At 68.0% G+C, this 22,857-nt stretch carries 21 protein-coding genes and 1 pseudogene; 10 read left to right on the forward strand and 12 right to left on the reverse strand.

What is annotated here, in order from left to right; all coding sequences use genetic code 11:
- The first annotated feature begins 264 nt into the window (after window positions 1-264).
- Together I7X18_RS11230 and I7X18_RS11235 are read left to right on the forward strand one after the other, a co-directional pair.
- Window positions 265-2,385, forward strand: a complete 2,121-nt coding sequence (locus I7X18_RS11230) for a DNA/RNA non-specific endonuclease (protein ID WP_193048502.1) — start codon at window positions 265-267, stop codon at window positions 2,383-2,385.
- Window positions 2,386-2,659: 274 nt separating this feature from the next.
- Complete coding sequence (locus I7X18_RS11235; protein ID WP_193048503.1) at window positions 2,660-3,277, forward strand: sigma-70 family RNA polymerase sigma factor; 618 nt, start codon at window positions 2,660-2,662, stop codon at window positions 3,275-3,277.
- A gap of 31 nt (window positions 3,278-3,308) precedes the next feature.
- Here the strand turns inward: I7X18_RS11235 and I7X18_RS11240 are convergent, their stop codons facing one another.
- The 5 genes from I7X18_RS11240 to I7X18_RS11260 form a co-directional block, all read right to left on the reverse strand.
- Window positions 3,309-4,310: an aldo/keto reductase gene (locus I7X18_RS11240; protein WP_193048504.1), complete on the reverse strand. Its 1,002-nt coding sequence runs from the start codon at window positions 4,308-4,310 to the stop codon at window positions 3,309-3,311.
- Window positions 4,310-5,104, reverse strand: a complete 795-nt coding sequence (locus I7X18_RS11245) for a type 1 glutamine amidotransferase domain-containing protein (RefSeq protein ID WP_232375457.1) — start codon at window positions 5,102-5,104, stop codon at window positions 4,310-4,312. Before I7X18_RS11245 ends, I7X18_RS11240 begins: the two co-directional genes overlap by 1 nt.
- 93 nt (window positions 5,105-5,197) lie before the next feature.
- The gene (locus I7X18_RS11250) at window positions 5,198-7,927 is read right to left on the reverse strand and encodes an ATP-binding protein (RefSeq protein WP_193048506.1); all 2,730 of its coding nucleotides are present in this window, start codon (window positions 7,925-7,927) and stop codon (window positions 5,198-5,200) included.
- 271 nt (window positions 7,928-8,198) lie between these two features.
- Complete coding sequence (locus tag I7X18_RS11255) at window positions 8,199-8,594, reverse strand: nuclear transport factor 2 family protein (RefSeq protein WP_193048507.1); 396 nt, start codon at window positions 8,592-8,594, stop codon at window positions 8,199-8,201.
- A gap of 175 nt (window positions 8,595-8,769) precedes the next feature.
- A complete protein-coding gene (locus tag I7X18_RS11260) occupies window positions 8,770-9,168 on the reverse strand; it encodes a VOC family protein (protein ID WP_193048508.1) in 399 nt (132 codons plus the stop codon).
- Between the two features lie 64 nt (window positions 9,169-9,232).
- On the opposite strand from I7X18_RS11260, the gene I7X18_RS11265 reads away from it, so the two are divergent.
- Window positions 9,233-10,270, forward strand: a complete 1,038-nt coding sequence (locus I7X18_RS11265) for a cobalamin biosynthesis protein (protein ID WP_193048509.1) — start codon at window positions 9,233-9,235, stop codon at window positions 10,268-10,270.
- On the opposite strand, the gene I7X18_RS11270 is transcribed toward I7X18_RS11265, so the two are convergent.
- The 3 genes from I7X18_RS11270 to I7X18_RS11280 are packed head-to-tail and all read right to left on the reverse strand — an operon-like array spanning window position 10,161 to window position 12,143.
- Window positions 10,161-10,973 (reverse strand): SURF1 family cytochrome oxidase biogenesis protein, encoded by an 813-nt coding sequence (locus I7X18_RS11270; protein ID WP_193048510.1) that lies wholly within the window; start codon window positions 10,971-10,973, stop codon window positions 10,161-10,163. The genes I7X18_RS11265 and I7X18_RS11270 overlap by 110 nt on opposite strands.
- On the reverse strand, window positions 10,973-11,473 hold the full coding sequence (locus I7X18_RS11275; RefSeq protein WP_193048511.1) for a low molecular weight protein-tyrosine-phosphatase: 501 nt from the start codon (window positions 11,471-11,473) through the stop codon (window positions 10,973-10,975). Before I7X18_RS11275 ends, I7X18_RS11270 begins: the two co-directional genes overlap by 1 nt.
- The gene (locus I7X18_RS11280; protein ID WP_193048512.1) at window positions 11,466-12,143 is read right to left on the reverse strand and encodes an HAD-IA family hydrolase; all 678 of its coding nucleotides are present in this window, start codon (window positions 12,141-12,143) and stop codon (window positions 11,466-11,468) included. The genes I7X18_RS11275 and I7X18_RS11280 overlap by 8 nt, the downstream gene beginning before the upstream one ends.
- A gap of 69 nt (window positions 12,144-12,212) precedes the next feature.
- Here I7X18_RS11280 and I7X18_RS29840 point away from each other — a divergent pair, with 69 nt between their 5' ends.
- The 5 genes and pseudogenes from I7X18_RS29840 (at window position 12,213) to I7X18_RS11300 (ending at window position 16,524) form a co-directional block, all read left to right on the forward strand.
- A complete protein-coding gene (locus I7X18_RS29840; protein WP_264296023.1) occupies window positions 12,213-12,335 on the forward strand; it encodes a hypothetical protein in 123 nt (40 codons plus the stop codon).
- Window positions 12,332-13,471 (forward strand): Nif3-like dinuclear metal center hexameric protein, encoded by a 1,140-nt coding sequence (locus I7X18_RS11285; RefSeq protein ID WP_193048513.1) that lies wholly within the window; start codon window positions 12,332-12,334, stop codon window positions 13,469-13,471. The genes I7X18_RS29840 and I7X18_RS11285 overlap by 4 nt, the downstream gene beginning before the upstream one ends.
- Complete coding sequence (locus I7X18_RS11290; RefSeq protein WP_193048514.1) at window positions 13,461-14,198, forward strand: zinc ribbon domain-containing protein; 738 nt, start codon at window positions 13,461-13,463, stop codon at window positions 14,196-14,198. The genes I7X18_RS11285 and I7X18_RS11290 overlap by 11 nt, the downstream gene beginning before the upstream one ends.
- 10 nt (window positions 14,199-14,208) lie before the next feature.
- Complete coding sequence (locus I7X18_RS11295; RefSeq protein WP_193048515.1) at window positions 14,209-15,306, forward strand: bifunctional RNase H/acid phosphatase; 1,098 nt, start codon at window positions 14,209-14,211, stop codon at window positions 15,304-15,306.
- A gap of 124 nt (window positions 15,307-15,430) precedes the next feature.
- Window positions 15,431-16,524, forward strand: a pseudogene (locus tag I7X18_RS11300) (IS110 family RNA-guided transposase).
- A gap of 283 nt (window positions 16,525-16,807) precedes the next feature.
- Here I7X18_RS11300 and I7X18_RS11305 read toward each other — a convergent pair.
- On the reverse strand, window positions 16,808-17,389 hold the full coding sequence (locus I7X18_RS11305; RefSeq protein WP_193047300.1) for a type II toxin-antitoxin system RelB family anti-toxin: 582 nt from the start codon (window positions 17,387-17,389) through the stop codon (window positions 16,808-16,810).
- A gap of 47 nt (window positions 17,390-17,436) precedes the next feature.
- Between I7X18_RS11305 and I7X18_RS11310 the strand changes: the two genes are divergently transcribed.
- Both I7X18_RS11310 and I7X18_RS11315 read left to right on the forward strand, forming a co-directional pair.
- The gene (locus I7X18_RS11310) at window positions 17,437-18,378 is read left to right on the forward strand and encodes an NAD(P)/FAD-dependent oxidoreductase (RefSeq protein WP_193047301.1); all 942 of its coding nucleotides are present in this window, start codon (window positions 17,437-17,439) and stop codon (window positions 18,376-18,378) included.
- The gene (locus I7X18_RS11315; protein WP_193047302.1) at window positions 18,371-18,988 is read left to right on the forward strand and encodes a class I SAM-dependent methyltransferase; all 618 of its coding nucleotides are present in this window, start codon (window positions 18,371-18,373) and stop codon (window positions 18,986-18,988) included. Before I7X18_RS11310 ends, I7X18_RS11315 begins: the two co-directional genes overlap by 8 nt.
- Before the next feature lie 11 nt (window positions 18,989-18,999).
- On the opposite strand, the gene I7X18_RS11320 is transcribed toward I7X18_RS11315, so the two are convergent.
- The 3 genes from I7X18_RS11320 to I7X18_RS11330 all read right to left on the reverse strand — a co-directional run bounded on the left by I7X18_RS11320 (window position 19,000) and on the right by I7X18_RS11330 (window position 22,580).
- Entirely contained in the window at window positions 19,000-20,994 is a 1,995-nt protein-coding gene (locus I7X18_RS11320; protein WP_193047303.1) for an MFS transporter, read from the reverse strand.
- Between the two features lie 49 nt (window positions 20,995-21,043).
- Complete coding sequence (locus I7X18_RS11325; RefSeq protein ID WP_232375458.1) at window positions 21,044-21,802, reverse strand: CPBP family glutamic-type intramembrane protease; 759 nt, start codon at window positions 21,800-21,802, stop codon at window positions 21,044-21,046.
- Between the two features lie 136 nt (window positions 21,803-21,938).
- Window positions 21,939-22,580, reverse strand: a complete 642-nt coding sequence (locus I7X18_RS11330; protein WP_193047305.1) for a dihydrofolate reductase family protein — start codon at window positions 22,578-22,580, stop codon at window positions 21,939-21,941.
- Window positions 22,581-22,857: the final 277 nt, after the last annotated feature.

Consider the following 22,857-nt stretch of genomic DNA (forward strand, 5'->3'; position numbering starts at 1 on the left):
TGATTTTCGGAGAGTTCAAAATCCCTGTTGTGCCCGAGAGGGTATCGCCATGCTCCGCCGAGATCATTGTCAGCCGAGGGCGGAATTTGCGGACGCGCTTTTCGTAGCCGCGTCGGCCTGCTGCGTCATCAACGACGACACGAACTACCGACGGGCGTCGAAAACAATTCACCCGCTCCATTCCTGTTGTTTCAGTGCTGATTTATCGTCGCCACTTTATGGTGTTGCTGGGTGCTGTTCCCATCCGCGTGAGTGAGGACGAGCATGAGCCGACGAGACGAGATGGCCGAGCGTCGGGTAGACGTGCTCGAGGCCGCCGCCGAGCGCTGGCAGCAAAAGATTTCCCAGGTCGATGCCGCCGATTCGGTCTTGCGAACGCATGGGCGCCTGGCTGCGACGAGCGCGGTTCTAGGAAATGCGTTCCTGCAGCGCGAAGAGCGCAAGTCATATGCGATACCGGAGATGTTCATTGCCGAAGCAATTATCGGTGACACCATTGATTTCACAGATACCGCACCCGATGAGACCGCAGCGAATGCCGGGAGGCCGGTTGCGAGAATCGTCGATCGGCTCGACAGCGACCAGGACCGCGCGGGATTCGCCACCGGATTTCTGGTCGCGCCACAACTGTTCGTCACCAACTGGCATGTGTTCGCCGACCCCGGCAACGCCACCGACTGCGGCGCCCAATTCGGCTACGAGGTCCGCGGCGGCAGCGTCGCCGACCCCGGGGTGACGTTCGATCTCGACCCTGACAGCTTCTTCATCAGCAACCAAGAACTCGACATCGCGATCGTCGGGGTCAGCGCCGTCGCGCCCGGCGCCGCACTGCGCGATCAGGGCAACATCGGTTACTCACCGGCGCCGGGCAAATACCTCGTCGGGAACCCGATCAACATCATCCAGCACCCCGATGGCAAGCCCAAGCGATGGGCCGTCAGCAACAACGGCATCCGCGTCGAACCCGCCGACGACGACCTGTTCCTGCAGTACTTCACCGACACGCTGGCAGGCTCATCGGGATCGCCCGCCTTCAATCACGACTGGGAACTGGTCGCGGTGCATCACGGCGGAGTTCCACACAGCCGCAACGGCCGAATCCTCCGCAAGGACGGCACCCCGTGGTCCCCGCTGATGGCGGAGTCCGAGATCGACTGGGCGGCCAACGAGGGCGTCCGGATCAGCAAGGTGCACGCCTACCTTGCCGGTCTGCGTCTCACCGATCCCGGCCGTCGGGCGCTCCTCGATCAGCTGCTGGGCGTGGTTGGCACGCAACCCGTGCCCGAAGCCGCCGCCCGACCCCTGACACCGCGACCATCGGAGCAAATCATGGACCGCCCCACGGTGAACGTCGTCGTCAACGGAACCGCGAACTTCTACCTCGATGGGAAAGACCACAGCGAGACCAGCGATGTCCTGACGACCCCGCCGTCACCTCTGCCGGCCCCCATCGCCGACGTCACTCCCACGATCGTCGAGAAAAAGCTGCGCTTCGATCGCAAGTACGAGGCGCGGCCCGGTTACGACTCGGGGTTCCTCGAAGGTTTCACCGTGCCCGCCCCGAAGGCGCCCGAGGATGAGATCATCCTGCGCGGCGGCGTGCCGTTCGTCCTCAACTATCACCACTATTCGCTGACGATGAACATCGAGCGCCAGCTGGCCATGTGGACCGCGTGCAACGCGGACTACGACCAGCGGAAACGCAGGAAGGCGCGCGAGGAGTTCGGCATCGACACCTGGAAATCCGACCCCCGCATCCCTGACAGCAGGCAGCTCGAGGATACCGAGTTTTATGCTCCCGCAGTAAAATTCGATCGCGGTCACCTCGTCCGCCGCGACGATGTGGCGTGGGGAGAGACGGCACGGGAAGAGGAATTCGGCAACTCCGACAGCTTCCATTGGACCAACTGCACCCCACAGCACGAAGGGTTCAACCGCGACATGTTCGAGTACGACGGCCTGTGGGGGGCGTTGGAGAACCACATCACTCGTCAGGCACGGTCCGTGGGCAACAAGTGCATCATCTTCGCCGGGCCGGTTCTCGATCATGACGACCCGTTGCAGGACTTCGGCGACGAGATCGTGATCAAGGTACCCCGCAGGTTCTGGAAGGTGATCGTGGCCGCCGAGACGCTCGGTGACGAGACCCGCCTGGGCGCCTACGGTTTCGTACTCGACCAGACCGAGGCGATCGAGAAGTACGGGTGGGAAAGCCGATTCAATGTCGGTATGTTCAAGCAGCAGCAACGCAGTCTTGCCGATATCACCGGTTTGACGCGGGTGACGTTCGACGACCAGCTTTACGACGCCGATCCGCTGGGCCGCGTCGGCGAGGAGAGCGGGTCGCGTCAGTTACTCACACTCGACGACGTCCTGATCGGCTAGGTGTTCTGACCTGAAAGGTCAGGGACATTCGCAAGAGCTAGAAGCACTCGCGCAAGCGCCACCACTGGCCGACGCGGTCGATGGAGCCGCAAGCCTGGCGAGGACGCCTAGCCACCCGCAGACGCGAATGGACGCCGATTCGGTGCACGCTCGACGTGCGTGACCAAGCGCCCCTTGTCGATTCACCGCTCGACTGCAGAGAGATGCTGGGCGGCAACGGCATCCCGACAAGAGCAGTCAAGTGAGCACTAAAAGCTGTCCTGAGGAGTTCGCTGTGACCATTTCATCCACCCGTGCGGCGACTTATCGAAGCGATACGACCGATCGGGCCGGAACCGTGACATCGTCCATGACGCTCCATGCCCGGTTCGAGCGTGAAGCCATACCCCTGATGGATTCACTTCTGCGCGGCGCGATGCGGCTCACGGGCAGCAGGCAAGACGCCGAGGACCTGCTTCAGGAGACGATGCTCCTCGCGTACAGGGGGTTCGGCTCGTTTCAGGAAGGCACGAACCTGCCCGCCTGGTTGTTCCGCATCATGCGCAACGCATGGATCAACCGGTACCACAAGAAGCGCCGCCGACCCCCTGAGGTATTGATCGACTATGTCACGGAGCAGAAGATGGCCCCCCAGGCGTCGTCACAGGTTCGGCGCAGTGAGTGCTCAGCCGAAGTGGCAGCGCTGGAACGGATTCTGGACGACAGGCTGCGGAATGCGTTGATGGCACTGCGCGAGGAGTTCCGCGTGGCGGTCTACTACGCCGACGTTCGAGGCTATTGCTACAAGGACATCGCACAGGTCACGGGGACGCCCGCCGGAACGGTCATGTCGCGGGTGTCCCGCGGGCGACAGCTGCTGCGGAGGTCGCTCGCCGCGCCCGCGGGGGAGTGACGTCGTCGGTATCGTTGGTGCCGAACGCTATTCACGCGGACCGGAGATACCGCACGCCGAATCCTTCAACCGTATGTGGCACGTACGGCTCCTCGAGCCGGGCTCGCTCCTGCGGGCTCAGGCGCAGCGTGAGGGCTTTGACGGCATCCTCGAGGTGGTGGGGTTTCGTCGCGCCGACGATCGGTGCGGTGATCCCCGGCGCCGACGCAACCCACGCCAGGGCGACCTGTGCGCGTGGGACGCCCCGTTCGGCGGCTATCTCGGCGACCCTCTCGACCACTGTCCGGTCGGCGTCTTCGGTCTGGGGATAGAGGAACCGCGCGAACTCGTCGTCATCGGAGCGGCGAGTGTGCTCGTCCCAGTCGCGGGTGAGCCGACCACGGGCCAGCGGACTCCACGGCAGGATGCCCACGCCCTGATCGCGGCAGAGCGGGATCATCTCCCGCTCCTCCTCGCGGTGAATCAAGTTGTAGTGGGGCTGCATGCTGACGAAGCGTGTCCAGCCGTGCAGGTCGGCCGTCCAGAGCGCCTTGGCGAACTGCCAGGCGTACATCGACGACGCACCGAGGTAGCGGACCTTCCCCGCCTTGACCACGTCGTGGAGCGCTTCCAGCGTCTCCTCGATCGGTGTGCTGTCGTCCCAGCGATGAACCTGGTACAGGTCGACGTAATCGACCCCCATCCGCCGAAGGCTGTCGTCGATGGCGGTGTTGATCGCCTTGCGGGACAGCCCCGCACAATTCGGAGCCTGACGCCAGGATGCATACACCTTGGTGGCGATCACCACCTCGTCCCGTCGGGCGAAGTCTTTCAGCGCACGTCCGAGTATCTCCTCGCTGCTGCCCGACGAGTATTCGTTGGCGGTGTCGAAGAAGTTGATTCCGAGTTCCACAGCGCGGCGCAGGAACGGCCTGCTCGCCTCTTCGTCGAGCGTCCAGGCCTGCCTGCCGCGGTCCGGTTCGCCGTAGCTCATACATCCCACAGCCAGGCGGGAAACCTCGAGGCCGGAGCGTCCGAGTCGAACGTAGTCCATCATCTGCTCCTATCCAGCTCTGCAACGAACAGGTCAGCGAAGGGTCTGTCGGAGAACGGATTCTGGCCGGTGATGAGTTCTCGGTCATGCACTACATTGCATTCGAACGCGCCCCGCGATTCCACCGCACCGCCCGCGGCGGTCAGTGCGTCCGCCGGGTAGAACAGCACCTGTTCGCCTTTGAGGATGTTCTGTTCGGCCCACTTCTCCTCTTCGTTGGAGAACACGGTCATCCGATAGCCCCTGTACTGCCAGCCCTGCGCGGCTGTCTGCGCGGCGTCTGGATCACCCTTGACGAGTGCTCGCCTGAACTCCTTCGCCCGAGGCATCGCGGCGGTCAGGGCGATGGGGCCGTGACACAGCAGCGCGGTCGGCTTGGACTCGGTGTGAAAGTGACGGAGCGCCTCCCCGAGGTCAGGGTCGTGCATCAGGTCGATCATCGGGGGGTGGCCGCCGGGCAGGAACACTCCGGCGTATCCGTCGAGCCCCTCCTCGATCGTAGAACGGATTGAGCGCGGGGTCCGGAGACCGGGGCTCGTCGCGACGAATTCGATCGCCTCCTCCAATGCCGTTGCGCTGCCGTCGAAGTAGTCGGCGTTCACGGAGAACTGTTCGACAACCGGTGCGGTGCCCTTCGGAGTGGCGAGAACGGCCTCGTAGCCGGCGTCCACGATCGACCGCGCGGGGACGGCCAATTCATTGAGGTAGTAGCCGGTCGGCTCATGTCGACCGCTTCTCAGCTCGAAGGTGTGGCTGCTCGAGCCGACGATGAGGACTTTTCCCTTGGTGTTCACGATCATCTCCCGTTGTGAGCGAAGTGGATGGCGCCATCCTCGATCCAGAAGGTGACCGTTCACATCCGCCACCGGACAGTGCGATAGTGGGTCCTAGGTCGGCGGCAAGGCGCGGTCGAGTCGGCTCCGCGAATTGATGCCCAGCTTGGTGAACACCTTGCTCAGGTGATACTGGACCGTGCGAGCGCTGATGAAGAGTCGCGCGCCGATCTCGGGGTTCGACAAGCCATCACGGGCGAGCCGCGCGATCTGCGCCTCCTGCGCTGTCAGCTCCGTCGGGGCGGACGTCAGACTGCGCTTCCGAGCAGTCTGGCCGGTGGCTTTCAGTTCACGCCGAGCACGTTGGGCGAATGCGTCCATGCCCATCTCCTCGAGCATCGTGCACGCCTCGACCAACTGGACGCGGGCGTCGATTCGACGGTGCTGACGTCGCAACCACTCGCCGTACAGCAGGTGAGCGCGAGCGACTTCGGAGCGAAGGCTTGTGCGGCCGAGCCTTTCGATCGCTTCACGATAGAGCTGCTCGGCGGCTTCGCCCTCGTTCAACAATGCGCCTGAGCGCGCCGCGATCCCTCGCGCCCACTCGGTGTCGCTGGCGTCAGTCATGTCGGTGAGGCGCCGGAAGGCATCTTCCGCCGTTTGCGCCTTTCCGGCGCGCACCGATGCCTCGATGAGCTCGACCGTCGCCCAGGTGGACGACGTGATGTCCCCGACGTACTCGATCGCCCGCTCGGCTGCGGTCACCGCTCTCGCATAGTCGCCGTGGCCGTTGTTCAGCAGTGCGTTCGCCCACGCGGTGACCGTGATGCCGATACCTTCACCGCGCGACGTGACGTCACGCTCGGTCGTTTCCGTCAGCGCGGCAACTTCTTCGAGGCTTCCGCGCATTGCGGCCAGACCGAGCCGGCCGTAAGGAGCGAGGTTGTTCCCCGTCGCGTCCGTCGCCGCCTGTGACTCCTCGACGAGTGCCGCAGCGGCGGCGAGATCGCCGGAGAACAACTGCATGAACACTCGGGAGCTGAGCGCCAACGGAAGCTCGCTGAGTGCGCCGTTCGCACGGGCAAGGTGAACATGTCTGTCGGAGAGCGCATCCCAGCGCCGTTCGTCCCACACGTGGATGGCGGCGATGGACGCCAACCACAACCATCGAAGCTCGGCCTCGGCCGACATTCCGGTTCCGAAAGACGCCAATGCCCCGCGCAGGAGCGGCAGGCACGTCGGGTATCCCTGGTGGTAGTGCGCCACCAGGCCGTCCAGCAGAAGGTCTGGTGCGCGGGCGATTCCCGCGGAATGTGGCGCCGTGGCAGCGGCGCCGGCGACCTCCAGTACATCGGCGCCGACGGCCAAGCGCCCCGCGAACAAGGCCGCCGAGAACGCTTCGAGGTACGTTTCCCGCGAGAGATCCGGATCGACGGATTCCAGTCGGCCGGCCGCCTTGAGGAGCAGCGGCGGCGCATCGCTCCCGCGGCTGGTGACAAACGCGAGCTCTGCCCGCACGAGGTCGACGCGAGCCTGCTGGGCGTCACCGAGCGGGCCGACTTCCGCCGTCGAAAGAAGTTCCGCCGCTCCCTCTCCCTCGCCGGCTTGAACTTTCGCCCACGCCGCGGCGAGCGCCCGGTCCACTCGGCTGTCAGCGGCCGACGTCAGCATCGTCGCGCGCTCGAGGAACGCCGCAGCGGCGGCCATTCCGCCCCGCGCCTGCGCCCTGCCCGCCGAGCCCACCAGTTCCACGGCGACATCTTCGTCCGGTCCTCGCGCGGCATGGGCTCGGTGCCAGGCCCTCCGGTCCGGGTCCAGCCGGCCGTCAGTGGCCTCTGCGAGCGCACCGTGGGCTTGCCGCCGCTGCTCGGGGGACGCCGACTGATACGCCGCAGAACGCACGAGCGGATGCCTGAACCGCACGCGGGTCGCGTATTCACACAGTCCCGCCTCGCGGGCGGGTAAGGCCGCATCCTCGCCGATTCCGAGTCGCCGAGCGGCCCGCCAGACCAGGGCTGGATCGCCGGTCGGGTCCGCGGCCGCGATCACGAGCAGGTGCCTCGTCGGGCCGGGTAGGACCTCGAATTGGCGTTGGATGCTCTCCTCGGCGCTTCGCGGAAGTTGCACCGCACCGGCGAGCCCGAACCCCCCGGCCAGCTGCGGGGTGGTCAACGCCCGCGGTAACTCCACCAGTGCGAGGGGGTTGCCGCGGGCCTCCGCGACAATCTGATTCCTCACCATTGCGTCCAGGCGCCCGGCGAGCACGTCGTCGAGCAGGGCGCGTGCATCCTTTTCGGGAAGGGGCTGAAGTGCCAATTGAGGCAACCCCTGCAGGTCGCTGCTCGGAGTACGCGCCGCAAAGATCAGCGCGACCGACTCCGCCGCCAATCGGCGAGCGACGAAGGCCAGGATCTGCGCTGAGACGCGGTCGAGCCACTGCTCGTCGTCGATCAAGCAGAGGAGCGGTTGCTCGTCGGCCGTATCGGACAGAAGGCCCAGGACTGCCAGACCCACGAGGAAGCGGTCCGGGGGAGGACCGGCACTCATGCCGAACGCGGTACGCAGTGCGTCTCGCTGTGGCACGGGCAGCCGGCCGATGGTGTCCACCATGGATACGCACAATTGGTGCAGCCCGGCGTAAGCGAGTTCCATCTCTTGCTGAACGCCGACCGCACGCACGACGCGGCATCCGGACGCCCGTGCCGCGAGATACTCCATCAGAGCGGTCTTCCCGACACCTGGTTCGCCGTGCAACACCAGTGCTCGGCTCTCGCCCGCCGATACGGCATCGGCCAGCTGATCCAGAATGTCGCGTTCGGCGCGGCGGCCCCTCAACGTCGTCACACCTCACCGCCTGGGCGGGCTCGGCGTCACGCAGTCGTCGGGGTCGGGCCGCGACGTCCGGGGCAGGACTTCGCCCACTGCTCACCTCCCGACGCGCGGCTCGTGCACGACTCGAGCCGCCGACCGGAAGCGCCGCAACCAACCCGCGAACGGACCCCGACAGCGACCTCACAATGACCGCGCACCAAGTGTTACATCGCGATCCCGATCTGACGGGAGAACCGGCAACGTCTGCCCGAGGACGGCCACCGTGGGGACGGTCGGGCCTGGCCTACTGCTGGGTGGCGGCCTGCTTGGTGCCGTAAACCTTCTCCATTAACGCTGTGTCGGCATGGATCTCGACGCGGACGGTCTTGCCGTCACGCAGCGTGAACACATCGGCGTCCGTGGTGCGGTTGCCGTCCATGACCACATCGGTCAATGCCACCACCGTGTCACCGTCGGCGAGTAACCGGTTCACCCGGACCTCGAGCGGCTTCTCGGCCATCTTGGCCAGGAACGAGCCGAGTTCACCCTTGCCGTGATACGTGCCGCTGATCGTGCTGTTACCCGGCTGCATCCATTCGACGTTGTCGTCGAAGACGCTCATCACCGCTTCGATGTCACCTGCGCTGAAGGCGTCGTAACCCTTCTTGACGGTCTCGATGTTCTGTTCCTGTTCCGACATGATCCATACCCTTTCGTGCCCTCCGATGGGGTGGCTGTGCTGGCCGGGCCGGATCGCGAGTCGGTCAGACCAACTCCGCCACGTCGATTGTCGACCCGTCGCTGCACGTAAGGAAGGGCGCCGAACACAGGTAACCAGTGTTATGAACACATGCAATGAAGTTGCGCCGCAGGGGCTAACGCGAGGGCGGGGCGAAGAACTCGAGGGCCACCCCGTCGGGGTCGCGGAAGCTCAACCCCGATCCGTAGTCAGCGTCGACGATCCCGCCGTGGGTGACCCCGAGTTCGTCGAGTCGGCGCTCCCACTGCTCGAGTTCGCCGCGGTCGGCGCAAGCGAACCCGACGTGGTCGAGGCCGGGGTCGAACTCGCTGAACTGCCCGTCGCCCGCCGGACGGTCGTGCTGGTGGATGCCGAACAGGGTGCCGTCCGCGAACGCCCACACCAGGTGGCGGAATCCGGCGTCGGTGTGCTCGTCGAGTATCGGGTCGGCGTCGAAGAGCGTGCGGTACCACGGCCCGCTGGCCTCGACATCGCGCACCGTGACAGCGACGTGGTTGACTCCGTTGATCGCCATGGGTCTGTGCCTTTCCTCGACATGTGGTCGCATCGAGTCAAGCACCGTATGAGACGCTCCCGGGATGGTTTCGCCGATCATGCGTGCCCGCGCCGCAGGCATCGCCGCCGGTCTGCTCGCCGACGCGGTGTTGGGAGATCCGCAGCGCTGGCACCCGGTGGCCGGGTTCGGCGGTGCCGCAGCTCGATTCGAGCGCATCACCTACGCCGACTCCCGGTGGGCGGGTACCGTGCACACCGGTGGCCTGCTCACCGCGTTGGCGTTCGGGGGAGTCGCCGCTGAGCGGGCGGCGGCACGTCGTGGGCCACTGGCCACCGCCACCCTCACCGCGGCCACCACATTCGTGGCCGCCGGGGGCACGTCGCTGTCGCGGGTAGGCGCCCGGCTCTCCCACCTGCTCGACAGGGATGACGTCGACGGTGGCCGGCTACTACTGCCGTCGCTGTGCGGCCGTGACCCCTCGGTGCTCGATGCCGCGGGGCTGACCCGCGCGGCCACCGAGTCGATCGCCGAGAACACCTCCGACGCACAGGTGGCGCCGCTGCTCTGGGCGGCCGTCGCCGGCGTGCCCGGACTCCTGGTGTACCGGGGCGCGAACACCCTGGACGCGATGATCGGCAACCGCTCGCCGAGATACGCCCGGTTCGGTTGGGCCGCCGCGAGATTCGACGATGTGCTGAACTACGTTCCCGCCCGCGCGTCGGGTGTGTTGACGGCGGTCTGCGCGCCGGTGGTGGGAGGATCACCGACGGCCGCGCTGCGTGCGTGGCGGCATGACGCCCGCAGGCATCCCAGCCCGAACGCCGGGGTGGCCGAAGCGGCGTTCGCCGGTGCGCTGGGGGTGCGACTGGGCGGGCCGACGCAGTACGCCCACGAGTTGGAGATCAGACCCACGCTCGGCGACGGACGCAGCCCCGCGGTGGCGGATCTGCGCCGGGCGGTGCGGTTGTCGCGCGCGGTGCAGACGGCGGCCGGGGTACTGGCGGTCGTGGTCAGCGCCGCCGGCCGTAGCGGTCGGCGAGCTTGTCCTCGGGAGTTGCGGGTGCCTGTGACTGGGCGGCGGCCTTGTCGCGGCGACGCTGGCGGATCTCGGCGTAGATGAAGTAGCCGACGCCGATCGGCGCGATGACGCCGAAGGCGATCCACTGGATTCCGTACGACAGGAACGGGCCGGCGTCGAGGTGCGGCAATCCGATGACGCCGAGGCCGCCCGGCTGATCCTCGACCAACTGCAGGTACGAACCGGCCAGCGGCACACCGGTCAGCGCGGAGATCTGGCCGGGGTTGATCGCGTACACCTGCGGTATGCCGTTCTCCCGCAACGGTTCCTTACCGGGCGGAACCGGTTCGGCGTCACGCAGGCGTGCGGTGATGCTCACGGTTGCGGTGGGGGCCGGCTCGATCGGCGGCACCGCCGTGCCCTGTTCGGGTTTCACGTACCCGCGGTCCACCAGCACCGTCGGGCCGCCGTCGACGGCGAACGGCACCAGCACCTCGTAGGCCGGGTCGCCGTCGACGACCCGCAGCCGAGCCAGCACCTGCGCCTCGGGCAGGTACCGCCCGGTCGCGGTGACCCGCCGCCACTGTTCGTCCGGTGCGGCCGAATCCTGTTCGGGCAGCACCGAGGTGACCGGAACGGGTTCGGCGGTGACGGATCGGGAGATCTGGTCGTTCTCGCGCGAGGTCGTGGTGTTCTTGCCGAGCTGCCAGGGCGCCAGCACGGTGAAGCACAGGTAGGCGAAGGCGAGCACCACCACGTACAGCGCCAGCCATGCCGGCCGCAGCAGGAACGCCCAGCGCTTCATCAGCTCGCGATTCCCCGCGTCGCGAGTTGTTCGTCGACCCAGTCGTGCAGCCCCGGCAGGGCCGCCTCGATCACGGCGAAGACGTCCTCGAAATCGTCCTGCGTGCCGTAGTAGGGGTCCTCCACGTCGAGTGGGTGCGCCGCCGATCGCGGGTCGAACGAGCGCAGCATGCGCAGCCGCCCGGCCGGCACCCCGAGCTCGCTGAGCATCCGGACGTGGTTGCGGCCCAGCGCGACGACCAGGTCGGCGGACAGGTGGTCGTCGTCGACCTGGGCGGCCTCGTGAGCGGTGGGGTAGCCGTGGGCGCGCAGCACATGGACCGCCCGCACGTCGGCGGGGTCACCGGCGTGCCAGCCGCCGGTGCCCGCGCTGCTGACCCGCACCGCCCCGGACAGGCCGCGTTCGGCGATCTGGTGGGCGAACACCTTCTCGGCGATCGGCGAACGGCAGATGTTGCCCGAACAGACGAACGTGACGTGCAGCGGCGATGATTCAGACACCCAGCACCTCCCGCAGGTCGGCCACCGTCTCCACGTGCGCGAGCACGGGCACCTCGGTGGGCTCGCTGAAATCGGCGCGACCGTATCCCCAGCCGACCACCACGGTGTCGATACCGTGTGCCGCGGCACCCTCGACGTCGTGCCACCGGTCGCCGACCATCACCACCCGGTCGGGCAGCGGTTCGAGCCGGGCCAGCGCGGAGGCCACGACGTCGGCCTTCGCGGCCCGGGTGCCGTCCGGGCTGGCGCCCGCGATGACCTCGAAGAAGCCGTCCAGGCCGAAGTGGGCCAGGATGCGCTGCGCGGTCGGCTCGGCTTTCGACGTCGCCACGGCCAGGCGGACGCCCGCCGCCTGCAGATCCGCCAGCAGGGCCGGGATGCCGTCGAAGGTGCGGTTCATCGACCACCCCCGGGACGTGTAGTCGGCCCGGTAGGCGGCGATCGCCTCATCAACCCGCTCGCCGAGGCCCAGCGAGCGCAGGGTGTGGTGCATCGGGGGTCCGACGATGCGGCTGACCAGATCACCGTCCGGAACGGGCGCCCCGACCTCGCCCAGTGCATGCCGGAAGCTCGCCACGATGCCCTGCGCGGAATCGGTGAGCGTGCCGTCCAGATCGAACAGCACCAGCTGCGGGCGGGTGGCGGTGGAACGGTCCAGCGTGTCGGTCACACTTCCATTCTCCCCGATGTCACGGGGTCGTTCGGCTCGGCGTCCTGCACCGCCCACTACTGTCGTGCTGTGTCACGTCTCGCGCCGCAGGCGACCAGGTACAACGGCGGCCCCGCCGTGCCGCTGTCGTGGCTGGTCGAGCGCCTGCCGGTGCGGACGGGCGGCCGATTCCCGACGGAGGCGATGCGATGAGCGTGCGGCTGGCCGACGTGATCGCCGTGCTCGACGCGGCCTATCCACCGCGACTGGCGGCCGACTGGGATTCGGTCGGGCTGGTGTGCGGTGACCCGGACGAACCCGTCGACTCGGTGACCGTCGCGGTCGACCCCACCGAGGCCGTCATCGCCCGGGTACCGGAGCGCGGGCTGCTGCTGGCGCATCACCCGCTGCTGCTGCGCGGCGTGGACACCGTCGCGGCGAGCACCCCCAAGGGCGCGCTCGTGCACTCGCTGATCCGCACCGGCCGCGCCCTGTTCACCGCACACACCAACGCCGACTCCGCCTCGCCGGGGGTCTCCGACGCGCTGGCCGCCGCGGTGGGGCTCACCGTCGAAGAGGTGCTCTCGCCGGTCTCCGCCGACACCGAGCTGGACAAGTGGGTGGTCTACGTTCCGACCGAGGACGCCGATGCGGTGCGCGAGGCAGTGTTCGATGCGGGTGGCGGCCAGATCGGCGACTACTCACACTGCAGCTGGAGCGCATCGGGAACTGGACAGTTCCTCCCACACGACGGCGCCTCGCCGGCCATCGGCAACGTCGGCTCCCTGGAGCGCGTCGCCGAGGAGCGGGTGGAGGTGATCGCGCCTGCGGCCCGGCGCCGGGAGCTGCTCAGCGCCGTGCGCGCGGCGCATCCCTACGAGGAGCCCGCCTTCGACATCTTCAGCATCGCGCCGATCCCCGGGGACGTCGGAATCGGCCGCATCGGCTCGTTACCGGCACCGGAGCCGTTGGCCGACTTCGTCTCCCGTGTCAACGCCGCCCTGCCCGCCACGACGTGGGGTGTGCGTGCGGCCGGGGACCCGTCGAGCATGGTGTCGCGGGTGGCCGTGTGCGGGGGAGCGGGGGATTCACTGCTCGCCACGGTGGCCCGCGCCGACGTGCAGGTGTACCTGACGGCCGATCTTCGTCATCACCCCGCCGACGAGCACCGCCGGGCATCGCCGGTGGCGCTGGTGGACGTCGCCCACTGGGCCAGCGAGTTCCCCTGGTGCGAACAGGCTGCCGGGGTGCTGCGTGAGCACTTCTCCGATGCGTTACCGGTGCGGGTCTGCGACCTGCGCACCGATCCGTGGAACCTAGGGACTGGTAGGGGTACAAGTGAAAGCTGATGTGTGGCAGCAACATTCGTTGCTACAGCTGGCCGAGGTGGACGCCGGGCTGGCCCGGGTCGAGCATCGCGTGAAGAAGCTGCCCGAACAGGAGGAGCTCGACCGGGTGCGCGCCGAGCTCGTTGCGGCGCAGGACAGGTCGGCCGCGCTCGGGATCGCCATGGAAGACCTCGACGAGCAGGTGGCGAAGTTCGAGTCCGAGATCGACGCCGTCCGTCAGCGCGAAGACCGTGACCGCGCTCTGCTGAACGGGGACAGTGTCGCCGCCAAACAGGTCGGGGAGCTGCAGCACGAGCTCGAGACGCTCGAACGCCGCCAGGCGAGCCTGGAGGATTCGTTGCTGGAGGTGATGGAGCGCCGCGAGGAGCTCGCCGGCCGGCGGGTGGTGGAAGTGGCGGCCGTCGACGAGCTCGACACCGCGTTGAGGGCCGCCCAGCATGCGCTGGCCGAGGCGGTGGCCGACCTCGACCGGTCGCGGCAGGAGAGCCTCACCCGGCGCGAGGAGTTGCTGACGTCGCTGCAACCCGACCTGGTCGACCTCTATGAGCGCCAGCGCGCCCGGGGCGGTCAGGGCGCCGGACAGTTGCAGGGCCGCCGGTGCGGCGCCTGCCGGCTCGAGATCGACCGGGGTGAGATGTCGCGGATCTCCGCGGCCGCCGACGACGAGGTGCTGCGCTGTCCGGAGTGCAACGCAATCCTGGTGCGCGCCGAGGGTTTCAAGAAGTGAAGGTTGCCCCGTGAAAGTCATCGTCGAGGCGGACGGCGGTTCGCGCGGCAACCCCGGTCCCGCGGGTTACGGGTCGGTGGTGTTCTCCGCCGACCGGTCGGCGGTCCTCGCCGAGCGCAAACAGTCGATCGGCCGGGCCACCAACAACGTCGCCGAGTACCGCGGGCTGATCGCCGGCCTGGAGGAAGCCGCCGGTGTGGGCGCGACCGACGTGGCGGTGTCGATGGACTCCAAACTCGTGGTCGAGCAGATGGCGGGCCGCTGGCGGGTCAAGCATCCCGATCTGATCCCGTTGCACCGGCAGGCGCGGTCGCTGGCGGAGCGGTTCGACCGCGTCACCTACTCGTGGATTCCGCGCGCGCGCAACGCCCACGCCGACCGGTTGGCCAACGAGGCGATGGACGCCGCGGCGGGTATCGAACCGGAGCCGCGCGAGCCGGTGGTGGCTGCTTCGACGGAGACGCCGACGTCGCCGGCCGGCTGGACCGGCGCGCGGGGGGAGCCGACGCGGTTTCTGCTGCTGCGCCACGGCCAGACCGAACTGTCGGTCGAGCGGCGGTACTCGGGGCGTGGCAACCCCGCGCTGACCGAACTGGGCCGCAGGCAGGCCGACGCCGCGGCCGCCCACCTCGCGGATCGGGGCGGGATCGACGCCGTCGTGAGTTCACCGCTGCAGCGCGCCTACGACACCGCGACGGCAGCCGCCAAGGCGCTCAATCTCGACGTCGCGGTCGACGAGGATCTGATCGAGACAGACTTCGGTTCGTGGGAGGGGCTGACGTTCGGCGAGGCGGCCCAGCGTGATCCGGACATCCACAGCCGCTGGCTGCACGACACCAGCGTGGAACCACCCGGGGGCGAGAGCTTCGACGCCGTCGCGCACCGGGTCCGGCGAGCGCGCAACCGCATCATCGCTGAGCACGGCGCCTCGACGGTGCTGGTGGTTTCGCATGTCACACCGATCAAGACGATGCTGAGGCTGGCACTGAACGCCGGTGAGGGCATCCTCTACCGGCTGCACCTCGACCTCGCCTCCCTGAGCATCGCCGAGTTCTACCCCGACGGCGGGTCATCGGTGCGGCTGGTGAATCAGACCGCCTATCTCTAGACGGTATGGGTGACCGTCGGCTTTGAGTCGGGGGTTGCGGGCCGGGGCCCCACTCACCCATGTTCGTGGGTTACCGAGTAGGGAGTCGCCTGCCCGGTCTATCCGACAGTGGTGGGAGGCCCCGGTGTTTACAGAGCGTACGAGTGTGGGACTGGACGTGCATGCACGTTCGGTCGCAGCAGCGGCCATCGACGGCGTGACTGGTGAGGTTCAGCAGACTCGCCTGACCCCGTCCCACGAGCACATCCGGTCGTGGATATCGGGGCTGCCGGGGCCGGTGGCGGTGGCCTACGAGGCTGGTCCCACCGGTTTCGGCTTGCAGCGGTCGTTGACGGATGCCGGGATCCGCTGCGTCGTGGTGGCACCGTCGAAGCTGCAGAAGCCCGCTGGAGATCGAGTGAAGACCGATGCCCGCGATGCCCTGCATCTGTGCCGGTTGTTGCGTCTGGATGAGATCACGTCGGTGTCGATCCCGAGCGTGGCTCAGGAAGCGGCTCGTGACTTGGTGCGTGCCCGCGAGGACTGCCGCGGCGACCTGATGAGGGCTCGGCATCGCCTGTCCAAGCTGCTGTTGCGCCACGGCATCGTGTATTACGGCGGGGCGGCCTGGACCGGTGCCCATGATCAGTGGCTGCGCACCGTCGCCGCGCCGCAGCTCAGGGCGTCGGCGACGCGGATGGCCTTTGATGCCGACTATGACCACGTGTTGACAATGCAGGCCCGGCGGCGGCGTCTGGACGCAGCGATCGAGGAGAGGGCCGCCGATGGTGAGTTCACCGCGATTGTGCGGCGGGTGTCGTGTCTGCGGGGGGTGAACACGTTGACCGGGTTTGCGTTGGCAGTCGAAATTGGTGATTGGAACCGGTTCACCGGCAACACGATTGGCTCTTTTGTGGGGTTGGTTCCCTCGGAGTTTTCGTCGGGTTCCTCGCGGGCTCAGGGTCCGATCACCAAGACCGGCAACACCCATGTCCGGCGGCTGCTGGTCGAGGCGGCGTGGCATCACAAGCCGCGGTATCACGTGGGTGCGGTGATGCGTTCGCGGTGGGATCGGGCTTCTGCGGCGGCCCGCGCCCGCGGGGACGAAGGCAACCGCCGCCATGGCATGGCAGGTGGGTTGGCTTCCTGGAGCGACGTAAGCGACCCGTGACGGCCAATGTCGCGGTCGCGCGTGAACTGGCCGGCTGGTGCTGGTCGCTGGCAGTCATGGACGACTGACCGCCACCTGATCTGCTTCCTCGCGAGGTCCGTGGTGGCAGCGCGTGGATCGACCCGCGACACACCTATGAGCAGCCCATGCGGGTGACGCTCGACTCTAGACATGCGGATGCGATCCAGCCGAAACACCGTCCTGCGGTAGCCAATCCGCGTATATCAGTCTGACCGCGCGTCGCCAACGACACGCTCACCACACAGACTGGCCGAGGAAGCAACGAGGCGCCGTCGGGGGTAGCTCCCCGGCGGCGCCTCACCCTGCCCTCTTGACAAAAGTCTCTACATATCAGATGTGCAGGTGGAGGCGCTCACCATGGGGTCCGAAGATGACGATCGCCTCCACCGGGCCGTCGATCACCCCGAACCAGTGCGGCGTCCAGGTCGAGAACTCCACGGCCTCACCGGGTTCCACAATGAAGTCGCGCTCGCCGAGGATCAGTCGCAGCCGGCCGGACAGCACGTACATCCAGTCCTGACCCTCGTGCACAGGTAGCTCGGCGGGCGGTTTGCGCCGCCGCGCGCTGACGCGGACCTTGAATGCGTGCAACCCGCTCGGCGACCCCTGACGGGTCAACGGCCAGTACGTGACTCCGTGGCGGGTATGCGAATTCGAGCGCACCCGGGGGTCTTCGGCCTCCGGCGCCCGCAGCAGTTCGTCGGTGGTGACCGCCAGCGCGGCCGCCAGCCGGGGGAGATGGTCGAGCGCCAGCCGTCGCTTACCCGATTCCAGCCGGCTCAGCGTCGAGACGTCGATGGCCGACCTGGCGGCCACCTCCTCCAGGGTGAACCCGCGCTGCCGGCGGAGCTCCCGCAAGCGTTTGCGCACCCGTTGGTCGACACCGTCCTCGGGCGCCTCGTTTGCCTGCATGGCAAAACAGCTTGGCACTAGTCCCGTGCGCACGGCAACCTCGGGGCATGGATGAGATCTGGGACTGTGTGATCGTCGGCGGCGGTGCCGCGGGACTGAGCGCCGCGCTGGTGCTGGGACGGGCGCGCCGGCGCACTCTCGTGGTGGATGCCGGCGAGCCGAGTAACGCTGTGTCGCACGGAATCGGCGGGCTGTTGGGACACGACGGGCGCCCTCCCGCCGAGCTGTACGCCGACGGTCGTCGAGAACTGGCGAAGTATCCGCAGGTGGAGGTGCGCGACGGGGTGGTGACCGCGGTGCGGCGCGACGACGTGTTCACCGTCGAGCTGGGTGACGGCACCGTCGAAGCGGCGCGGCGCATTGTGCTCGCCACCGGTATGCAGTACCGGCTGCCGGAGCTTCCCGGGGTGGCGGAGCTCTGGGGCGCGTCGGTGTTCCACTGTCCGTTCTGCCACGGCTGGGAGGTGCGCGATGCGCCCGTCGCGCTGATGGCCACAGGTGCGCGAGCGGTGCACGCCGCACTGCTGCTGCGCGGATGGAGTGATGACATCGTGCTGCTCACCGAGGATCTCGGCGGTGACGACCGGGCGCTGATCGAAGCGGCCGGCGTCCGCATCGAGGAGCGCCCGGTCGCCGAGGTGCGTGGCGCTTCAGACGGTCTGGACGTCGTCTTCTCCGACGGGGCGGTGCTGGCGCGCCGCGGGTTGATGGTCACCCCGTCGGTGGGTCAACGCTCCGCGCTGGCCGAGCAGCTCGGCGTGCGGTTCGGGGAGGCGAATCCGATGTCGTCGGAGGCGGTGTGGGTCGATGAGTTCGCCCGCACGTCGGTGCCCGGCGTATTCGCAGCCGGGGACGTCACCGTGCAGATGCCGCAGGTGGCCGCCGCGATCGCGGCCGGCGCGAAAGCCGCGGCAGCAGTGGTGCAGAGCCTGCTCGCTGATGAGTTCGGATTGCCGGTTCCGGCATGGAAGGAGTACGAGAATGTCTGAGACAGTGGAGTTCTGGGAGCAGCACTACGGGGCGAAGGACCGGGTGTGGAGCGGTCGGGTCAACGTGCGGCTCGCCGAGATCGTCGAACCGCTCGCACCAGGACGTGCGCTCGACCTCGGCTGCGGGGAGGGCGCCGACGCCATCTGGCTGGCCCAGCGCGGATGGCAGGTGGTGGGCGTCGACGTCTCGACGACCGCGCTGAATCGGGCCGCCGAGGACGCCGCGGCGGCCGGTGTCGCCGAACGCATCCGGTTCGAACGACACGACCTCGCGGAGACCTTCCCCAAGGGGAGTTTCGACTTGGTGTCGGCGCAGTTCTTCCACTCGCCACTGGACGTCGACCGCAACGCCGCCCTGCATCGGGCGGCCGATGCCGTGGTGCCCGGGGGTCTCCTGCTGGTCGTGGACCACGGCGCCACGCCGGAGTGGACCTGGAAGGACGGTCACCCGCACAACCTGCCGTCGCTGCAGGAGGTGCTGACCGCGCTGGCACCCGATCCCGAGCGCTGGGAACAGCTACGGGCCGAGGAGGTCGAGCGGGCAGGGGAGAGCCCCGACGGCGAACCGGTGACGTGGCTGGACAACGTGATCCTGCTGCGGCGGCGTTGAGCCGACGCCGTTCACCTCCACCGATCGCGCGCGGTCGGGACCGGCATCCGTTGCGCGCGTAGCGGTTCGGTGTAGCTGTGCGGTGACACCGGAGGCGGTGGCGTGTTCGCCGTCTGCCGCCGGCGGTTCGCTTCGTCGATGCCGTCGGACAGCCGGCCGAGGTATCCGATGAGCACGGCGACGTCGCCGTCATCCCAGCGGCTCAGCACGGATTCGAGCCCGGCGATGTTCTCCGACCGCTGGCGCTCGAAGATCGCCCGACCCCGCGGGGTCAGCGTGAAACGCGGTGGCGCGGCGTGATCGGGGGTGGGGACCCGGCCGACGAGCCCGTCGCGGATCAGCGTCGTGAGGCGGTCTTCGACCGCGCGGCTGGGGCTGTCGAGGGCGCGGCCGAGTTCGTCCAGCGTCATGGGTCCGGAACCACCCAGGTAGGCGGCGATCACATAATCCCCGCGGTCCAGCCGCTTGGGCATCGACGGGATCTGCAGTCCCACCGCGGCCTGTCGGCCGAGCGCGGTCATCACGTTCTCGAGACGCTGCGCGCGCCGGTGGACCGGCGCCGGGGCCAGCACCGGTTCGATGGGCGACGGCGCCGGCACCGGAGCCGCGGTGGGGATCGCCGTCGCGATCAGGGCCGCGACCACCGCGGCGCCCGCCGCGATGAGTAGCGCTGTCCGGAACGCCGCGAGCGACGGGATGGCGTGGCCGGCGAACGTCACGGTCATCTGCACCAGCACCGCAGCCATGACCGCACTCGACACCGAGGTGCCCAGCGATCGCGCCAGCGAATTGATGCCGTTGGCGGCAGCGGTTTCCGAGACCGGGACCGCGCCGTTGATGAGCGTTGGTAGCGCGGCGAACGCGAAACCCACACCGATGCTGACGACGACGCTGAACGCCAGGACACCGCCGGGCGAACCGAGCAACTGGGTGCCACCGAGATAACCGGCAGCGATGACGACGGCGCCGACGATCAGCGCGAACCGGGGCCCGCGGGCGGCGATGATCCGGGCCGCGATGGGGGCCGCGGCCATCATCGCCAGACCGCCGGGCGCCATCCACAGGCCGGCGGCCACCATGGTCTGGCCCAGCCCGTAACCGGTGGCGCTGGGCATCTGGAGCAGCTGCGGCCCGATCAGCGACATCGCGAACATGCCGAACCCGATCGCGATCGAGGCGAGGTTGGTCAGGAGCACCGGTTTCTTGACCGTGGTGCGGATGTCGACCAGCGGGGTAGATGCCCGGGTCTGCCACCACCCGAATACCGCGAACACCACGAACGAACCGACCAGCAGACCGATCGTGCTCGGACTCGACCAGCCCCAGCTCGAACCCTTCGAGATCGGCAGGAGCAGCATGACGAGGCCCGCGGCCAGTCCGACCGCGCCGAACACGTCGAAACGGCCCATGTTCGCGGACGGGACGATGTCGGGAACCAGGGTGGCGAAGATCAGGCAGCAGCCGAGGCCAAGGGCGGCAGCGGACCAGAAGAGCGCATGCCAGCTGAGGTGTTCGGCGATGACGGCCGAGAGTGGAAGGCCCAGTGCGCCACCCACTCCCAGCGAGGCGCTCACCATACCCATTGCGCCGCCGACACGTTCGGCGGGCAGCGAGGCGCGCAGCACACTGATGCCCAGCGGGATGACCGGGGCGCCGAAGCCCTGTAGGGCGCGGCCGATGATCAGCGGCACCAGGCTACTTGTCAATGCGGCGACGACCGAGCCCACGGTGAGCAGCGCCGCGCAGACGACGAGGACGCGTTTGGCGCCGAACATGTCGCCCAGGCGTCCGAACATCGGCGTGGCGACGGCACCGGTCAACAGTGTCGCCGTGACCGCCCACGAGGCGTTGGATGCTGAGGTGTTCAGGAGGGTGGGGAGCTGCGGGACAAGGGGGATGACCAAGGTCTGCATCAAGGAGACGCTGGTGCCCCCGGCGGCCAGTGCCGCGATCAGCAGGCCGCCACCCGTTGGCGCCGCCGGACTCTCCGCCAGTTGGTTAGCCATTCAAACCATGGTAAATGGTTAGTTCAACTATGTGAAATCTCGAAAGTTGCTAGTCGCCGACCGCCGGCCGCTTACCGCCGGTGTGGCCGGTGAGAACCACCACGAGCACGTAGGGCAGCAGGGCCACACACAGCAGGACTGTCGTGCCGGTGATCCCGACGGCGTCGCCGAACACCATCGTCATCCCGAGCGCCGCCACCATGTTGCTGCCGGCGTGCAGCATCGCGCCTGGCCACACCGATGCCGTCTCGGACCACAACCACCCGATCAGGAACTCGAGCAAAATGCTGAGCGGCAGCCACCACAGCATTCCCCACACCGCGTCCGACACCGGCGCGTCGCCACCGAAGTAGCCGACCCAGGGCAGCGGCCAGTGCCACACACCCCAGACCAGACCTGTGAGGAACGTCGTCAGGATCGGACGACCCGGAACCAGGCGGTCCCGCAGATACGCCGTCCAGCCGTACTCCTCACCCCAGAAGATCGGGGACAGCGCGATGCAGACGACCGGGCCCGCGGCCAGGTACAGCCATGACGAGCCGCTCACCGAGTGCGGCGTCCACATTCCGGCCGCGGCCGCGATGAGGACGGCGAGGATCAGCACACCCCAGGGGATGGTCACGGCCGCCGCGTAGTGCCGCCACGAGCCCCTCAGGTTCAGGCGCAGCCCGGAATTGCGGAAGCCCTGCCTGGTGATCCACCGGCGCACCACGCAGGCGGCCAGCGCCGGAACGAAGGCGGCAGTGAGCAATTGGACCACCGGATCGTCCAGCGATCCGCCTGCCAGGTATACGGCGAACCAGGGCACCCAGGCGCATCCGAACGCCAGAATCAGAAACCATCGAACCCCGCGGCGTCGCAGGTCGGTAGGCTCCGCCCACGCGTGGACGGCAGGATGCTGTTCTCGGAAGTCGGCATCGGGAAGAGGGCACACCCTTACATCACTACCGCCAGAAGAGGTGGTGTGTCACCCCGCTCGAACTCGGCACGAAGTCGTGGTGGAACCGGTCCTCCAACTCCTCGGGGGACTCCCACAGTCGCGTTCCCCGCCCGATCTCCACGTCGGAGACCGCGACGTGAAGGGTGTCCACGAGGCCGGCGGCGAGGAACTGCCGGATGACGGTGGCCCCGCCGCCCAGCCGGACGTCCTTGCCGTGGGCGTCCTCGCGGGCCCGTGCGAGTACCGTGGCCGGGTCATCGTCGACGAAGTGGAACGTGGTGTCTGACAGGGTGAACGACGGACGCACGTGATGGGTCATGACGAACACCGGGGTGTGGAAAGGCGGTTCGTCGCCCCACCAGCCCTGCCATGCATGATCCCGCCAGGGGCCTCGCTGGGGGCCGAACTTGTTCCGGCCCATGATCTCGGCGCCGATGTTGTTCGAGAAGTCGCGCGTGAAGTAGTCGTCGAGTCCCCGGCTGCCGCCCGGCTCGGTGCGATTGGGCCAGCTGGCGGTGGCGCCGGCCCACGTGAACATGTCGGCCGGGTCGGCATGTCCGAAGGGCCGCTCCATGGTCTGGTTCTCGCCGGCGCCGAACCCGTCGCGCGAGACGGTGAAGTTCTGGACCTTGAGCAGTTGGGGCACGCTTTTCCTCCTCGGCAGACGACCGACGGCTATTGGACTTCCCGGGTCGGCGCAATTCATCGCGAGCTGTCTGGCGTCACGGGCGTGACACGAGTCCCTCGGCGGGACAGTATGCGGGTTGCCCGGCTCTTAGCGACAGGGTCGCTGGGTTGTCGCTGGTCGTGGACTCGGCGCTGGTCTCTCGCGACTTGTCAGCGACTCTGTCGCGCACAGGCGGGCAATTGCACGAGTGACTCCGGGCCGCCTCGCAGCCGGCCTGCCCAGTTCTACGCCAGGG

This window comes from Mycolicibacterium baixiangningiae (assembly GCF_016313185.1).
GTDB lineage: Bacteria > Actinomycetota > Actinomycetes > Mycobacteriales > Mycobacteriaceae > Mycobacterium > Mycobacterium baixiangningiae.

Coding starts and splice junctions, on each gene's coding strand:
- I7X18_RS11285 (WP_193048513.1), top strand. CDS start 12,332: ATGAGCGTGCGGCTGGCCGACGTGATCGCCGTGCTCGACGCGGCCTAT.
- I7X18_RS11270 (WP_193048510.1), bottom strand. CDS start 10,973: ATGAAGCGCTGGGCGTTCCTGCTGCGGCCGGCATGGCTGGCGCTGTAC.
- I7X18_RS11315 (WP_193047302.1), top strand. CDS start 18,371: ATGTCTGAGACAGTGGAGTTCTGGGAGCAGCACTACGGGGCGAAGGAC.
- I7X18_RS11230 (WP_193048502.1), top strand. CDS start 265: ATGAGCCGACGAGACGAGATGGCCGAGCGTCGGGTAGACGTGCTCGAG.
- I7X18_RS11265 (WP_193048509.1), top strand. CDS start 9,233: ATGGTTTCGCCGATCATGCGTGCCCGCGCCGCAGGCATCGCCGCCGGT.
- I7X18_RS11305 (WP_193047300.1), bottom strand. CDS start 17,389: ATGCAGGCAAACGAGGCGCCCGAGGACGGTGTCGACCAACGGGTGCGC.
- I7X18_RS11320 (WP_193047303.1), bottom strand. CDS start 20,994: ATGGCTAACCAACTGGCGGAGAGTCCGGCGGCGCCAACGGGTGGCGGC.
- I7X18_RS11255 (WP_193048507.1), bottom strand. CDS start 8,594: ATGTCGGAACAGGAACAGAACATCGAGACCGTCAAGAAGGGTTACGAC.
- I7X18_RS11260 (WP_193048508.1), bottom strand. CDS start 9,168: ATGGCGATCAACGGAGTCAACCACGTCGCTGTCACGGTGCGCGATGTC.
- I7X18_RS11240 (WP_193048504.1), bottom strand. CDS start 4,310: ATGGACTACGTTCGACTCGGACGCTCCGGCCTCGAGGTTTCCCGCCTG.
- I7X18_RS11310 (WP_193047301.1), top strand. CDS start 17,437: ATGGATGAGATCTGGGACTGTGTGATCGTCGGCGGCGGTGCCGCGGGA.